Source organism: Streptomyces sp. NPDC033221, assembly GCF_055577005.1.
The window spans coordinates 58,118-71,981 of sequence record NZ_JBVIQN010000002.1 but is presented as its reverse complement, the minus strand read 5'-3'; the positions used below and the strand labels follow the sequence as shown (position 1 = coordinate 71,981).

Genomic DNA, 13,864 nt, shown 5'->3' with positions numbered 1-13,864 from the left:
CGCCAGCCGTGCGTCCGTGGAGCCATGGCACCGACGGCGGCAGACCGTAGGCGAGGGCTCGGACCGACGAGATCAGGGGGCGTCAAAGATGTCCGGTTTTGCTCTCGCGGATGCAAAGAGCGAAGACGGACGGCCAGGACGTGCGACCGAAGACGGCCGGACGTCCGGGTCCCGGCGCGGGCGCGAAAAGCGGCCGTCCGGGTCCGGACGGCCGCATCGCATCGGTGGGGTTGGGGGCGCGGAAGAGGAGGAGATCCGCGGGCCGGTCAGTGGCCCTGTTCGTCGCGGCGGCGCTGCCAGCGGCTCTCGATACGGTCCATCATCGAGCGGCGCTGCCTGGCCTGGCGGCGGGCGGACGCGCCGCCGGAACCCCCGGGGCTCGCACGGCCACCCGCGGTGGCCTGCTGCTCGCCCGGCTTGGGAGCCTTGCGCCATCCGGTGACCGCGAGCACCGCGCAGCCCAGCATGACGAGGAAGCCCACCACGCTGACCCAGATCTGCTGTGCGACCATTCCGGCCATGAGGAGCGCGATACCCACCAGGAAGCCCGCGACCGCTTGGTAGACCCGTCGCCGGGTGTACGTACGCAGCCCGCTTCCCTCAAGCGCTGTCGCGAACTTGGGATCTTCGGCGTACAGCGCTCGCTCCATTTGCTCGAGCATTCGCTGCTCGTGCTCCGAGAGCGGCACGGAGTCCTCCTACTCGTCGGTCGCGGGGGGCGACCGGGTGCGACCCTTTCAGGATAGGCAGGGAATCGCCCCCGTGAAACCCGCCCCTCTACGCCAATTCACTGTCCGGGCCGCCACGGCGGTCGGTGGTGCTTGCAGCCTGCATTCCCCACCCGCCGATCCGTCATGCCGGACGCTGTACTCCGATCATACGGGGCGAAGGGGCTGATCGGGTGGCCTGTGGCCGACTGCACGCACCGGACGTGCGGGCCGGGAACGTCAGCTGCGCTCGGCGAGCACGTGCAGCTGGGTGGCGACCGAGTGGAAGGCGGGCTGCTCGGCGGCGGCTGCCTCCAGTTTGAGCAGGGCGTCCATGGCGCCGGGCTCGGTGTCCACGAGCACGCCGGGCACCAGGTCGGCGAAGACGCGTACGCCGTGCACGGCGCCGACCTTCAGGCCGGTGTCCGCGACCAGTCCGGTGAGCTGCTCGGCGGTGAACCGCCGGGGCACCGGGTCCCCGTCGCCCCAGCGGCCCGCCGGGTCCGTCAGGGCGTTCTTGGCCTCGGTGAAGTGGCCCGCCAGGGCGCGGGCGAGGACGGCGCCGCCGAGTCCGGCCGCGAGCAGGCTCAGGGTGCCGGCCGGGCGCAGCGCGCCGACCGCGTTGCGTACGCCCTCGGCCGGGTCGTCGACGTACTCCAGTACGCCGTGGCAGAGCACGGCGTCGTAGCCGCCGGGCTCGACGACGTCGAACAGGCCGTGGGCGTCCCCCTGCACCGCGCGCACCCGATCGGCGACGCCGGCCTCGGCGGCCCGCCGTTCCAGGGCGAACAGGGCGTTGGGGCTGGGGTCCACCACCGTGACGCGGTGGCCCAGGAGCGCGACCGGCACGGCGAAGTTGCCCGTGCCGCCGCCGGTGTCCAGGACGTCGAGGGCGTCCTGCCCGGCGGCTTCGGCCCGGCGCTCCAGGGCGTCTTTGAGAACCTCCCAGACCACGGCGGTACGAAGGGATGCGCGCGGGCGCAGCGGGTCAGACACGGCGGGTGGCTCCTCGACGGGGGCATGAACTGATGAGGTCCACCCTATTGCGTTCCACGTCGTACCCCTGCCGCAGTGCGGGCGCGCCACGGCAGGCGAGGAGGCGGGCGGCGGGGACGCGCGCGCCTCCCCTCACCCCGCCCGCTGGGACGGCAGCACCGGCTGGAGGGCCAGCATCCGTTCCACCAGGCGCAGGAACATGGCCACGTCGCGGATCAGGTCGTCGGCGTCGCGCGGGCCGGCCGCGCCGGTTATGCCCGCCTCGGCGCGGGCGCGGCGCTGGGCGCCGGAGGCGAACAGCGCGCTCCATTCGGCGAGTTCGGGAGCGACTTCGGGGAGCACCTCCCAGGCGCTGCGGATGCGCTGCCTGCGGCGGAGGCTGGTCTCCGGGCGGCCGCGCACGGCGAGGACGGCGGCCGCCGTGCGCAGCGCGGCGAGGTGGGCGGTGGCATAGCGTTCGTTGGGGGTTTCCAGGCCGCGGGCTTCGTCGATGCCGCGCTGCGCCTGGGCGAGCAGGTCGAGGGCGGCGGGCGGCGCGGCCGTCCGGCGCAGGACGGGGTGGACATCGCCCGGAGGGCCGTACGCCGCGGAGCTGCCCGCGGCCGAACTGGCTGCCATGACGAACCTCCTGTCGTCGCATGACGGTTCGGGACCGTATGGGGCCATCGTGAGGCACACCACTGACAATCGGCTCTGACCTGCCCTTTCCCCGAGAGGGCGGGGTAATTCGGGAAGATCCTTTCTTTCGCCGGAAAGCGGGCGGACCCCGTGCACCCCCTTGCGGAGGCGTGACAGGGCTGCGCATACTTTTTTGAACTGACTGGTCAGTTCAAAGGAGGGGATCGTGCACAGCACCTCGCACGGGGCGGCCGTCACCGCCACGGGCTACGGCCTCCGGGGCCCTCGCGGCTGGGCCTTCCGGGACGTCGGCCTCGCGGCGCAGCAGGGTTCGCTGATCGCCGTCGAGGGCCCGTCCGGCTCCGGACGTACCTGCCTGCTGCTCGCGCTCACCGGCCGGATGGCGACCACCGCCGGTACGGCCGAGGTCGCGGGCCTGCCGCTGCCGAAGAAGAAGGCGGCGGTACGAGCGGTCACCGCACTTGCGCACGTACCCGGTGTCACCGATCTCGAACCCGCGCTGACCGTCGCCGAGCATCTGCGCGAACACACCCTGCTCCAGCGCCGGTTCGCGCCTCGCCCCCGGCTGCCGCTGGAAGGCGCCCTCAGCGCGCCGCTCCGCCCGCGCCGGGAGCGTACCGCGGCGGCCCGCGCCCGGATCGACGCCGCCCTGGAGGCGGCCGGCCTGGACCTGGACACCCTGCCCAAGGGCGACCGGACGTCCGTACGCGACCTGGAGCGGGCGGAGGCGCTGCGCCTGTCGATCGCCCTGGCGCTGATCGGCCGGCCCCGGCTGCTCGCCGTCGACGACACCGACATGAAGCTCTCCGACGCCGAACGCGCGGACGTCTGGACGACGCTGCGCACCGTGGCGGAGTCCGGGACGACCGTGCTCGCGGTGTGCGGCCAGGCACCGGACGGCGCGGTCGTGGTCCGGACCGCCTCGCGCGACAAGGGCCCGGCAGGCACCGGCGGCACCGACGCCCGCGACGACGGGAAGGGGGCGGCGGATGCGCTCGCCGAGGCTGGCCGCGCTTGAGCTGAAGCGGTTCGGGAGGGGCAAGCTGCCGATGGCGGCGCTGATCGCCCTGCTCCTGCTGCCGCTCCTGTACGGCGCGCTGTACCTGTTCTCCTTCTGGGACCCGTACGGGCGCCTGGACAAGATCCCCGTCGCGCTCGTCAACGAGGACGCGGGCGCCGAGGCCAAGGGCAGGAAGGTCGCGGCGGGCGACAGCCTCGTCGACGGCCTGCGCGACAGCCACACCTTCGACTGGCACGAGGTGAGCGCCCAGGAGGCCGGCCAGGGTGTCGAGGACGGCACGTACTTCCTGTCGCTGACCGTGCCCGAGGACTTCAGCAAGCGGATCGCGTCCAGCTCCGGCGACCACCCGGAGACCGGCGCCCTCCAGGTCCGCACGAACGACGCCAACAACTACATCGTGGGGCAGATCTCCCGCACGGTCTTCTCCGAGGTGCGCTCGGCGGCCTCGGCGAAGTCCTCGCGCGGCTTCTACGACAACATCTTCGTCTCCTTCTCGACGCTGCACGACAAGACGCAGCAGGCCGCGGACGGCGCGGGCAGGCTCAAGGACGGCATCGGACAGGCCCAGGACGGCACCGGCAAGCTCAAGGACGGGCTCGGTACGGCGAAGGACGGCAGCGGCACCCTGGCCGCCGGTCTGAAGGACCTCGACGCGGGCGCCGGCAAGCTCGCCACGGGCACCGCCGACCTCTCCAAGGGCGCGTCCACCGCGTCCCGAGGAGCGGACCGGCTGGCTTCCGGTTCCGGCCAGGTCGCCCAGGGCACCCAGCAGCTCGCCGACACGGTCAATGGCGTGGTCGGCGAGGTGGGGCCCTTCGTGCGGGCACACGGCAAGGAGATCGGCCGGATCGCCCAGGTGGTCGCCGACGGCTCCCAGGCCGTACGCGACAACCTCGGCAAGCTGCCGCGCGCGGCCGACGCGGGCGCCCGGCTCTCCCGGGGCATGTCGGATCACCTCGCGGCGTTCTACCGGCAGCGGTGCGGCGACGGCGCCCGGCCCGACGCCTCCTGCGCCGAGCTGAAGCAGCTCAAGGAGCAGGCGGCCGCCGCCGCGGCCAAGGCCGAGGAGATCAGCGGCTACGTCCACGACCAGAAGAACCTCGACCAGCTCGGCCGCGATCTCGACTCGCTGCACCGGCTGGCGGGCGAACTGGCGCGGCGCGGCCCGACCCTCGGCGCCGACATGGACGCCGCGGTCAAGAAGATCAACCAGCTCAACGCGGGCGCCCACCAGGTCTCCGCGGGCGCCGGCAAGCTGGCCGCCGGTACCGGGAAGCTGGCGGACGGCGCGGACCAGGCGGCCGACGGCGCCCGGAAGCTGCACGACGGCGCAGGCCGCGCCGCGTCCGGTGCGGGCGACCTCGACCGGGGCGTCGGCAAGCTGCAGGACGGCGCGCAGACCCTCCACGGCGGCATGTTCAAGCTGTCCGACGGCTCGCAGAAGCTGGCGGGCGGGCTGCACGACGGCGTGCGGCAGATCCCCGATTACGGCAAGGAGGACCGGGACGCCCGTACCCGGGTGATGTCCGACCCGGTGCAGCTCGCCTCCCACGCGGCGCACCGCGCGCCCAACTACGGCACCGGCTTCGCCCCGTACTTCATCCCGCTCTCCCTCTGGGTCGGCGCGATGGTCGCGTACATGCTGATCCCGCCGCTCAACCGGCGCGCGCTCGCCATGGGCGCGGGCGCCTGGCGGATCGCGGTCGCCGGCTGGCTGCCGGTGTTCGCCCTCGGGGTGCTCCAGACGGCCGCGCTGATGTCCGTACTGCACTACGGGCTCGGCCTCCAGATGGAACGGCCGGCCGGCACGGTCGGGTTCCTGCTGCTGGCCACGGCGTGCTTCGCGGCGATCGTGCAGTGGCTGAACGCCCGCTTCGGACCGGCCGGGCGCATCCTGGTGCTGGCGCTGCTGATGCTCCAGCTGACGTCGGCGGGCGGTACGTACCCGGTGCAGACCAGTCCCGGATTTTTCAACGCCATCCATCCGTTCCTGCCGATGACGTACATCGTCGAGGGGCTGCGGCGGCTCATCACCGGCGGCGACCTCGCGCCCGTGTGGCAGGGCGGTGTCGTCCTGCTCGCCTTCACCGCGGCCGCGCTCGCGCTGACCGCCTGGGCGGCGCGCGGGAAGCAGGTCCTCCGGATGAAGGACCTCCACCCGGAGCTGAGCCTGTGAGCGCGCGGGCCGCCGGGGGCGGCACAATCTCCCCCATGGACAGCTCCAGCACGCGCCGCCAGACGACCCGGCGCAAGCTTTTCGAGGCCGCCGTCACCCTCATCGCCGAACAGGGCTTCTCCTCGACGACGGTGGACGAGATCGCCGAGCGCGCGGGTGTCGCGAAGGGCACCGTGTACTACAACTTCGCGAGCAAGAACGACCTCTTCGAGGAGCTGCTGCGGCACGGCATCGAGCTGCTGGCCACCTCCCTCCAGGAGGCCGCCGACGCGACGGCGGGCCGGGGCGGTACCCGGGTGGACGCGCTGGACGCGATGATCCGGGCCGGGCTGGACTTCATCGCCCGCTACCCGGCGCTGACCCAGCTGTACGTTGCCGAACTGTGGCGCACGAACCGGGCCTGGCAGTCGACGCTGATGGTGGTGCGGGAACGGGCCATCACGGTCGTGGAGGGCGTGCTCCGGGAGGCGGTGGCGAACGGCGAGCTGAGCGAGGACATCGACATCCCGCTGACGGCGTCCGCGCTGTTCGGGATGGTGCTGGTGGCGGCGCTGGACTGGCAGTCGTACCAGCCGCACCGGTCGATCGACGACGTGCACGCGTCCCTGTCGCGTCTCCTGCAGGGCCGGGTGAGCGGGCACCCGTAGAAGCCCGTCCCCGCACGGGCGCCCGTGCGTGCGCCCCGGAGCGCAAACAGCGGCGGCGGCCGGCTTCACGAGCCGGCCGCCGCCGCTGATCCGTACCAGGCGCGCTGCCCCGGACCGGATCGTTCCCCCGGCGATCCGTCCAGGACAGCGCTTCCCCCGTGGGACTCCGTACCCCCGTGCTTTCCCCCGTGGAGTCCCCTTGCTTCCCCCGTGCTCCCCCGTCACGTCCGGGCTGCCGTGCCGTTCCGCCGCCCCGTGCCGGCGGTGCCGGCCCGGCGTCCCTTCCGTGGTCCCCACTCTTCCGTCCGCGCAGGTCGCGGCCCATCCGCGTACCTACTCATCTCGGCGACTGAGTACGGATACTCAAACCTGAGCACCGGCGCGCAGCGGCTGGTTACGATCTCCTGCGTGTCCGTACTCCCCCTTGTCTTCACCAGCGGATGGGCCAGTGGCATCAACGCCTACGCCGTCGTGCTGCTCCTCGGCGTGCTCGGCGCCACCGGGGCCGCCGACGAGGTGCCCGCCTCGTTGCAGCGCACCGATGTCCTGATCGTCGCGGGGGTGCTCTTCCTGTGTGAGGCGGTCGCCGACAAGATCCCGTACGTGGACTCCGTCTGGGACGCCGTGCACACGGTGATCCGGCCGGTGTCCGGCGGGGTCGTGGCGGCGCTGCTGGCGGGCCACGACGGGTCGCTGCCGCAGCTCGCGGCGGGCGCGGTGGGCGGCACCAGCGCGCTGGTCAGCCACCTGGTCAAGGCGGGCACGCGGATGGCGGTGAACACCTCGCCGGAACCGGCCAGCAACTTCGTGCTGAGCACCCTGGAGGACCTCGGGGTCGCGGGCATCATCGTCTTCGCGGTGTTCCATCCCGTGGCCGCGGCCGTCATCGCCGGTGTGCTGCTGGCCGGCGGGATCGTGCTGGTGGTGTTCCTGTGGTCGCGGGTACGGCGCTTCCTGCGGCGCAGGCGGCAGCGGCGGGAGGAACGGCACCCGGCGGCGGCGCGGGAGGGCTCGGCGCCGGTGGGCTGAGCCCGGCCGGGCGTCCCGGCCGCCGCGGTGCGCGGCGGTCCCGGCCCTACGCCGCCGGGCGGGAGCGGCGTTGTCAGTGGTACCGGATAAAGTCGCAGGCATGGCACGGATTGCGGTGATCGGCGCCGGGATGGGCGCGATGGCGGCCGCCGCCCGGCTGGCCGTCGCGGGCCACCGGGTGGCGGTGTACGAACGCGGGGCGACGTACGGCGGCGCGGTGCGCCGCTTCGAGCGGGCGGGGTTCGGCTTCGACACGGGCCCCGGGCTGCTGCATCTGCCCGCGGTCTACCGCGACCTGTTCGTCAAGACCGGCCGCGAGCCGCTGGAGAGCGTCGTCGAGCTGTCGCAGGTCGATCCGGCCGCCCGCCATGTCTTCGCCGACGGCACGGCCGTCTCCTTGCCGAACGCGTCGCGGGCCGGTGTCCTCGCGGCGCTGGACGGCGCGCTGGGCGCGGGTGCCGGTGAGCGCTGGAGCGCGTTCCTGGGCCGGGCCCGCGACGCCTGGGACCGTTCGCGCCGGCCGCTGCTGGAGGAGCCGCTGTGGCCCGACTGGCAGGTGCTCGGGCGCGATCCGTATCCGGCGCTGCCGAAGCGCGGCCTGTTCGGGCGGCGCAGGCCGGTGGCGGACGCCTCCCTCGCCGAGGTCGCCGCCAACGAGCTGAAGGACCCCCGGCTGACCGCCCTCCTGGAGAGCCACGCCCTGGCGTACGGCTTCGATCCGCGCACCGCCCCCGCGAGCGCCGCGGTCCTGCCGTACATGGAGCAGACTTTCGGAAGTTGGTATCCGCGTGGCGGTATCCGGGCGCTGGCCGACGCGCTGTACGAGCGCTGCCTGGCGCGGAAGGTGGAGTTCAGCTTCGGCGCCGAGGTGACGCGCATCGTCCAGGCGGACGGCCGGGCGGCGGGCGTGGAGCTGCGCGACGGCGGGTGCGTCGAGGCGGACACGGTCGTCGCGGGCGTGGCTCCGGAGCGGCTGGCGGCCCTGCTGAAGGGCGCGGAGCCGTGGGGCGCGGACGACGTACGGCCCGACGCCGACGCGCGCCGCCGGACGCCGGGGCGGTTCACGGTCGCTCTCGCGCTGCGCGGTGCCCGCCCGGCGGACGCGGCACACCGCACGGTGGTCCACGCGGCCGACCGGGCAGCGGAGTTGGCGGCGGTCTTCGGGGAGGGGCCGGACGCGCTGTGCGACCGTCCGACGGTGACGGTGCTGCGGCCGGACGATCCGTCGTCCCGGCCCGACGACGGCCATGAGGCCGTGACGCTGAGCGCCGCGGTCGCGCCGTACGGAGAGCTTGCCCTGCCGCCCGCCGGGACACCCGGCGGGGAGTCCGGCCCCGGCGAAGGCTTCGGCCCCGCCGAGGAGACGGCCGTGCAGGCGGCGGCCGCCGACCGGCTGGTGGCGGCCGCCGAGGCGGCGATACCGGGGCTGCGGGAGCGGGTGCTGTGGCGGGCCGTACTGCCGCCCGCCGAGGGCGAGTCGGTGCCGGGCCCGGCGCTGGCCGGTGCCGGGGGCCGCTTCCTGCGCCCCGCCAACCGCACCCGCATACCCGGGCTGTACGCCGTCGGCGGCTGGGCGCACCCGGGCGGCGGGCTGGCGCACGCCGGGATGTCGGGCGCCCTCGTCGCGGGCCTGATCGTGAACGGGGACGGCTGGCGCGGCTCCGAGTGAGCCGCCGGCGCCCCGGCGTCTGAGGGGGCGCCGGTGCTGGCCGGAGCGGGCCGGGCCCTGTCCGGCCGCGCCGGGCCTTACCCGGCCGTGCCGAGTCCGGTACGGCCTTGCCCGACTCGGCCTCACCCGGCCCGGCCGCTCAGTAGCGGTACTGCTGCCCGTCGAAGCCCTGGTTCTGCGGTGGCTGGTAGGGCGGGTACGCCGGGTCCGCGTCGGGTTCGGTGCCGCGCTGCTGGGGGACCCACACCCCGCCGGGCGGCGTCTCGCCGTACGAGGGCTGTGCCTGGCCCTGCGACGGGTCCTGCACGCCGGTGTACTGCTGCGCCGGGTAGGCCTGGGTGCCGCCGAAGGCGTCGGGCTGGTCGTACGGGTCGTACTGCGCGGCGTACTGCTGTGTGCCGGAGTACGGGTCGGAGTAGGGCGCCTGCCCGCCCTGGCCTTGATGCTGCTCCTGGCCCTGACCCTGGTCTGCGCCGTAAGCGCTGTAGTGATCGGGGTAAGCGTCCTGCCCGCCCTGGGCGGCAGCGCCGTAACCACCGTCGTAGCCGTAACCGTCCTGCCCGTACCCCCCGTAACCGTCGTACGCGGCATATCCGGGCTGCTCCGAGCGCGCGTCGGAGCTGTATATGCCGTACTGGCCGGTCTCCTCGGGGATCGGCTGCGGGGCGTACACCTCGGCGGGGGCCCCGCCCCCGTAACCGTCCTGCGGAGCGAAGGGGTCCTGCGAGGTGAAGGGGTCCGTGCTGCCGTACGCGGCCGTCCCGGCCGCCGGCGTGCCGCCCGTACCCGCGAAGTCCGTACCCGCGAAGTTCCCTCCCTCGAAGTCCGCTCCCGCGCCGTCCGAGGCCGGGACCGCTTCCAGACCGGAGACCTGGAGGGTCGGCCCGGCGGCCGCCGCCCGGCCGCCGCCCCGGGCCCGGCGCCGCCGGTTGTCGCCGCGCTTTCCGCTGTCCCGGCGCTTGCCGCGCAGTGCCCAGCCGGACTGGAAACCGCTGCGGAAGGAGAGCGTCACATAGGTCTGCCCGATCGCGAAGGCGATGGCGCCCACCGCGATCACGACTATCGACGGGATGACGACACCGACGACCACGCCGAGGAAGCCGGTGAAGGCCAGCAGCCGCCACCGCAGTCTGGCCTTGTACTGGAGCAGCACTTCGCCGAGGAGCCAGAGCGCAACACAGCCGAATGCGATGTAGAGGACCACCCAGCCCATGTACGCCCCTCTTCCGCCGCCCCACAGCCGCCGTGGTACGGCAAACCGCCGTCAGGACTGCTGGTGCAGACCCAGATTCTCGTAGATTTCCAGCGTCGCCGTGGAGTGGTTCAGGGTAATGAAGTGCAACCCGGGACTTCCCTCGGCCATCAAGCGCGCACACAGCTCCGTCGCATACTCGATGCCAATGGAGCGTACAGCCGCCGGATCGTCCCTGACGGCGAGGATGCGCTCGGCCAGCTCGGGCGGGAAGGCCGCGTTGCTGAGCTGCGCGAACCGCTCGATCTGGCGGACGTTGGTGACCGGCATGATCTCCGGGATGATGGGGGTCTCGCAACCCGCCGCGGCGACCCGGTCGCGCAGCCGCAGATAGTCCTCGGCGTAGAAGAACATCTGGGTGATCGCGAAGTCCGCGCCGGCCCGGCACTTGTCGACGAAGTGCCGTACGTCGGTGTCCCAGTCCGTGGAGCGCGGGTGCATCTCGGGGAAGGCCGCCACGCCGACGCAGAAGTCCCCCGACTCCTTGATGAGCCGGACCAGTTCGGCGGCGTACAGGACGCCCTCGGGGTGCTGGATCCAGTCGCCCATCGGGTCGCCGGGCGGGTCGCCGCGCAGCGCGAGCATGTTGCGGATGCCGGCGTCGGCGTACTGGCCGATGATGTTGCGCAGGTCGGCCAGCGAGTGGTTGACGGCGGTCAGGTGGGCGACCGGGGTCAGGGTGGTGTCGGTGGCGATCCGCTCGGTCGCGCGCACCGTGCCCTCACGGGAGGTGCCGCCCGCACCGTACGTCACGGAGACGAAGGTCGGCGCGACGGCCTCGATCCGGCGAATGGCGTTCCACAACGTCCGCTCGCCCTTCTCCGTCTTCGGGGCGGCGAACTCGAACGAGTACGACTGCTTGCCGGAAGCGAGCAGGTCGCGCACGGTCCGTGCGCGATCAGTCCTGGTGGAAGCTGTGCCTAGGGCCATACGTGCAGATTATCCACCGGCCTCGCGCACACCAACCGGCTCCGGCGAAATGCCCGGATAGCCGCGTTCCGGTCCACGCCTCGGACACCGGCAGGACATCCGGCCTTCAGACGGCGCGCCGCTCACTGCGCGCGAGCGCGTATCCGCTCCTCACTCCGCGTGAGCGCGTACCCGTTTCGCCAGGCCGGCGGCCGCGGCCCCCGGGTCCTCGGCCTCGGTGATCGCCCGGACGACGACCACCCGGCGGGCGCCCGCCTCCAGCACCCGGTCCAGGTTGGACGCGTCGATGCCGCCGATGGCGAACCAGGGGCGCTCGGGCCGGCGCGCGGCCGCGTGGCGGACCAGGCCGAGGCCGGGGGCGTGGCGGCCGGGCTTGGTGGGGGTGGGCCAGCAGGGGCCCGTGCAGAAGTAGTCCACGCCGGGCTCGGCCAGCGCGGTGTCCACCTCCGCCTCGGCGTGGGTGGACCGGCCGATCAGCACGTCGTCGCCGAGGATGGCGCGGACGGCGGGTACGGGCAGGTCGCCCTGGCCCAGGTGCAGGACGTCCGAGCCGATGGCGTGCGCGACGTCGGCGCGGTCGTTGACCGCCAGCAGTTTGCCGTGCCGGCGGCAGGCGTCCGCGAAGACCTCCAGGTGGGCCAGCTCCTCGGCAGCCTCCATGCCCTTGTCGCGCAGCTGCACGATGTCCACGCCCGAGGCGAGCACCGCGTCCAGGAACTGCGCGAGGTCGCCCTGGCGCTTGCGGGCGTCCGTGCACAGGTAGAGACGGGCGTCGGACAGGGCGTGGCGTGCGGTGGTCATCGGGCGGGTCCCCCCAGGTCTGCGGCGTACGGGCCGGGCCTTCCGGCCCGTACGCCAGTGGTGCGAAGACGGTCGCGGCCGCGGGTGCGAGCGCGACGGTGGTACGACTGCGGACACGCACAACGCACGGACGCGCCCCGCAGCCGGGAGCGGGTCTAGACGGCGAGCGCCTGAGCCCGGCGCTTCACCTCCGTACCGCGGTTCTCACGCAGGGCCTGGGCGGGGGTGCCGGGCAGCGTCTCGTCGGCGGTGAAGAGCCACTCCAGCATCTCCTCGTCGGCGAAGCCGTCGTCCCGCAGGAGCGTGAGCGTCCCGACGAGGCCCTTGACGACCTTGCCGTCCTTGATGAAGTCGGCCGGCACATGCAGGGCACGGTTCTCGCCACGGCGTACCGCGATCAGCTGGCCCTCCTTCACCAGCTGGCGCACACGCGTCACCTCCACGCCGATCATCTCGGCGATGTCGGGGAGGGTGAGCCAGGCGGGGACGAGTCCATCGATCTTTGCGTCAATCTCGGTCACAGGACAAGCCTGCCACCTCGCACTGACAGCCGGTACCCGGGCATCGCCATCGGCGCAGCCCACGGCGCCCGGAAGCGCCGCGCGCGGACCGCCCCCGAGCGCGCCGGAGAGGTGGCACGGACGTCAGAGCACTGCCGACTTCAGCGGTACCGAAGCGTCCGCCGCCAGCCGCCGGTCCAGCACCGCGCCCCGCTCGATGAGCTTGCGCCCCTGGGCCAGGTCGCGGGGCCGGCCGACCGCCAGCAGCGCGACGAGCACCCCCTCGCGCAGCCAGATCACCGACCAGGCCGCGCTCTGCGGGTCGCCGCGCCAGACCGTCTCGTCGGCGCCCGCGTGGTGCCCGGCGTACTGCACGAAGCGGCCGAACTGCTCGGACCAGAAGTACGGGACCGGGTCGTAGACCGGCCCCTCCGCGGCGCCGCGGACGATGGTGGCGGCGACCGTGCGAGGCCCGTGCAGGGCGTTGTCCCAGTGGTGGACCAGCAGGCGGCCGCCGTACCGGGCGGACGGGAAGGAGACGCAGTCGCCGACCGCGTACACGTCGGGCAGCGTGGTGCGCAGCCGCTCGTCGGCCAGGACGGAACGGTCCTCGGGCGACAGTTCGACGCCGGAGCCGGCCAGCCAGGAGGTCGCGGGCCGGGCGCCGATGCCGACCACGACCGCGTCGGCGGCCAGCGTCGTGCCGTCGGTGAGCGTCACCGCGCCGTCGGTGAGGGCGGCGACCCGGGCGCCGGTGCGCAGCCGGGCGCCGCTGTCCGCGTACCAGGCCGCCATGGGAGCGGCGACCTCGGCGGGCAGCGCGCCGGCCAGCGGCCGGTCGGCGGCCTCGACGACCGTCACCCGGCAGCCCGCCTCGCGCGCCGCGGTGGTGAACTCCGCGCCGATCCAGCCCGCGCCGACGACCACGACCTCGCGCTGCCCGGTCAGTACGGGCCGCAGCCGCTCGGCGTCGTCGAGGGTGCGCAGGAGGTGGACGTCCGGCCGGCCGTCGCAGCCGGGGAGGGTGACCGGTTCGGCGCCGGTGGCGATCACCAGGTGGTCGTACGGGAGCGGCCCGGCGTCGGTCTCCAGCACCCGGGAGGCGCCCGCGAGGCCTATGGCACGCCGGCCCAGGAGCAGCTCGATGCCGAGCGCCTCGAAGTCCACGTCGAAGGCGGACCCGTCGGCCTTGCCGAGCAGCACCGCCTTGGACAGCGGCGGGCGGTCGTACGGCTGGTGCGGCTCGTCGCCGAGCACCGTGACCGCGCCGCGCCAGCCCTGTTCGCGCAGGGCGACGGCGGTCTGCACACCGGCCAGGCCGGCGCCGGCGATGACGACGCGCCGGGCGCGTTCGGCGGCGCGCTCGGCCTGTTCGCGGTCCTGGCGCGCGCGGTCAGGGTCCTGGGGCTGGGTCTGCTCGCTCACCCGATCACTGTAGGACGGCGTGTCTCGCGACCAGCAGCACCGCGCAACGAGATCTATGACACAACGTCACGG

13 protein-coding genes are annotated in these 13,864 nt (G+C 73.7%); 5 read left to right on the top strand and 8 right to left on the bottom strand.

The genetic code is table 11. The features are described 5' to 3' along the window. Positions 1 to 266: 266 nt before the first annotated feature. From ACZ53K_RS02455 to ACZ53K_RS02445, 3 genes are all read right to left on the bottom strand, one after another. A complete protein-coding gene (locus ACZ53K_RS02455; RefSeq protein WP_468831021.1) occupies positions 267 to 689 on the bottom strand; it encodes a DUF3040 domain-containing protein in 423 nt (140 codons plus the stop codon). Positions 690 to 947: 258 nt separating this feature from the next. Continuing rightward, positions 948 to 1,703, bottom strand: coding sequence for a methyltransferase (locus ACZ53K_RS02450; RefSeq protein WP_468831018.1), 756 nt, complete (start codon positions 1,701 to 1,703; stop codon positions 948 to 950). Positions 1,704 to 1,835: 132 nt separating this feature from the next. Then, positions 1,836 to 2,321, bottom strand: coding sequence for an SAV_6107 family HEPN domain-containing protein (locus ACZ53K_RS02445; RefSeq protein WP_468831016.1), 486 nt, complete (start codon positions 2,319 to 2,321; stop codon positions 1,836 to 1,838). A gap of 226 nt (positions 2,322 to 2,547) precedes the next feature. On the opposite strand from ACZ53K_RS02445, the gene ACZ53K_RS02440 reads away from it, so the two are divergent. The 5 genes from ACZ53K_RS02440 (at position 2,548) to ACZ53K_RS02420 (ending at position 8,884) form a co-directional block, all read left to right on the top strand. Further along, on the top strand, positions 2,548 to 3,360 hold the full coding sequence (locus ACZ53K_RS02440; protein WP_468831013.1) for an ATP-binding cassette domain-containing protein: 813 nt from the start codon (positions 2,548 to 2,550) through the stop codon (positions 3,358 to 3,360). Further along, complete coding sequence (locus tag ACZ53K_RS02435) at positions 3,332 to 5,539, top strand: YhgE/Pip family protein (RefSeq protein WP_468831010.1); 2,208 nt, start codon at positions 3,332 to 3,334, stop codon at positions 5,537 to 5,539. The genes ACZ53K_RS02440 and ACZ53K_RS02435 overlap by 29 nt, the downstream gene beginning before the upstream one ends. Positions 5,540 to 5,574: 35 nt before the next feature. Continuing rightward, the gene (locus ACZ53K_RS02430; protein WP_468831007.1) at positions 5,575 to 6,186 is read left to right on the top strand and encodes a TetR/AcrR family transcriptional regulator; all 612 of its coding nucleotides are present in this window, start codon (positions 5,575 to 5,577) and stop codon (positions 6,184 to 6,186) included. Positions 6,187 to 6,594: 408 nt separating this feature from the next. Next, on the top strand, positions 6,595 to 7,215 hold the full coding sequence (locus tag ACZ53K_RS02425) for a DUF4126 domain-containing protein (protein WP_468831004.1): 621 nt from the start codon (positions 6,595 to 6,597) through the stop codon (positions 7,213 to 7,215). Positions 7,216 to 7,315: 100 nt separating this feature from the next. Next, on the top strand, positions 7,316 to 8,884 hold the full coding sequence (locus ACZ53K_RS02420) for a phytoene desaturase family protein (protein WP_468831001.1): 1,569 nt from the start codon (positions 7,316 to 7,318) through the stop codon (positions 8,882 to 8,884). A 139-nt stretch (positions 8,885 to 9,023) separates the two neighbouring features. On the opposite strand, the gene ACZ53K_RS02415 is transcribed toward ACZ53K_RS02420, so the two are convergent. The 5 genes from ACZ53K_RS02415 to ACZ53K_RS02395 form a co-directional block, all read right to left on the bottom strand. Then, positions 9,024 to 10,097, bottom strand: a complete 1,074-nt coding sequence (locus ACZ53K_RS02415; RefSeq protein WP_468830998.1) for a hypothetical protein — start codon at positions 10,095 to 10,097, stop codon at positions 9,024 to 9,026. A 51-nt stretch (positions 10,098 to 10,148) separates the two neighbouring features. Beyond that, on the bottom strand, positions 10,149 to 11,066 hold the full coding sequence (gene metF, locus ACZ53K_RS02410; protein WP_468830995.1) for a methylenetetrahydrofolate reductase [NAD(P)H]: 918 nt from the start codon (positions 11,064 to 11,066) through the stop codon (positions 10,149 to 10,151). Positions 11,067 to 11,216: 150 nt separating this feature from the next. Next, on the bottom strand, positions 11,217 to 11,867 hold the full coding sequence (gene thiE, locus ACZ53K_RS02405) for a thiamine phosphate synthase (RefSeq protein ID WP_468830991.1): 651 nt from the start codon (positions 11,865 to 11,867) through the stop codon (positions 11,217 to 11,219). Positions 11,868 to 12,022: 155 nt separating this feature from the next. Then, the gene (locus ACZ53K_RS02400; protein WP_030020891.1) at positions 12,023 to 12,388 is read right to left on the bottom strand and encodes an Rv2175c family DNA-binding protein; all 366 of its coding nucleotides are present in this window, start codon (positions 12,386 to 12,388) and stop codon (positions 12,023 to 12,025) included. A gap of 123 nt (positions 12,389 to 12,511) precedes the next feature. Continuing rightward, on the bottom strand, positions 12,512 to 13,792 hold the full coding sequence (locus ACZ53K_RS02395; RefSeq protein ID WP_468830988.1) for an NAD(P)/FAD-dependent oxidoreductase: 1,281 nt from the start codon (positions 13,790 to 13,792) through the stop codon (positions 12,512 to 12,514). Between the last annotated feature and the right edge of the window lie 72 nt (positions 13,793 to 13,864).

Bases quoted from the DNA above. Each gene is read 5' to 3' on its own strand.
- thiE (WP_468830991.1), bottom strand. From the start codon at position 11,867: ATGACCACCGCACGCCACGCCCTGTCCGACGCCCGTCTCTACCTGTGC.
- ACZ53K_RS02435 (WP_468831010.1), top strand. From the start codon at position 3,332: ATGCGCTCGCCGAGGCTGGCCGCGCTTGAGCTGAAGCGGTTCGGGAGG.
- ACZ53K_RS02445 (WP_468831016.1), bottom strand. From the start codon at position 2,321: ATGGCAGCCAGTTCGGCCGCGGGCAGCTCCGCGGCGTACGGCCCTCCG.
- metF (WP_468830995.1), bottom strand. From the start codon at position 11,066: ATGGCCCTAGGCACAGCTTCCACCAGGACTGATCGCGCACGGACCGTG.
- ACZ53K_RS02430 (WP_468831007.1), top strand. From the start codon at position 5,575: ATGGACAGCTCCAGCACGCGCCGCCAGACGACCCGGCGCAAGCTTTTC.
- ACZ53K_RS02415 (WP_468830998.1), bottom strand. From the start codon at position 10,097: ATGGGCTGGGTGGTCCTCTACATCGCATTCGGCTGTGTTGCGCTCTGG.
- ACZ53K_RS02420 (WP_468831001.1), top strand. From the start codon at position 7,316: ATGGCACGGATTGCGGTGATCGGCGCCGGGATGGGCGCGATGGCGGCC.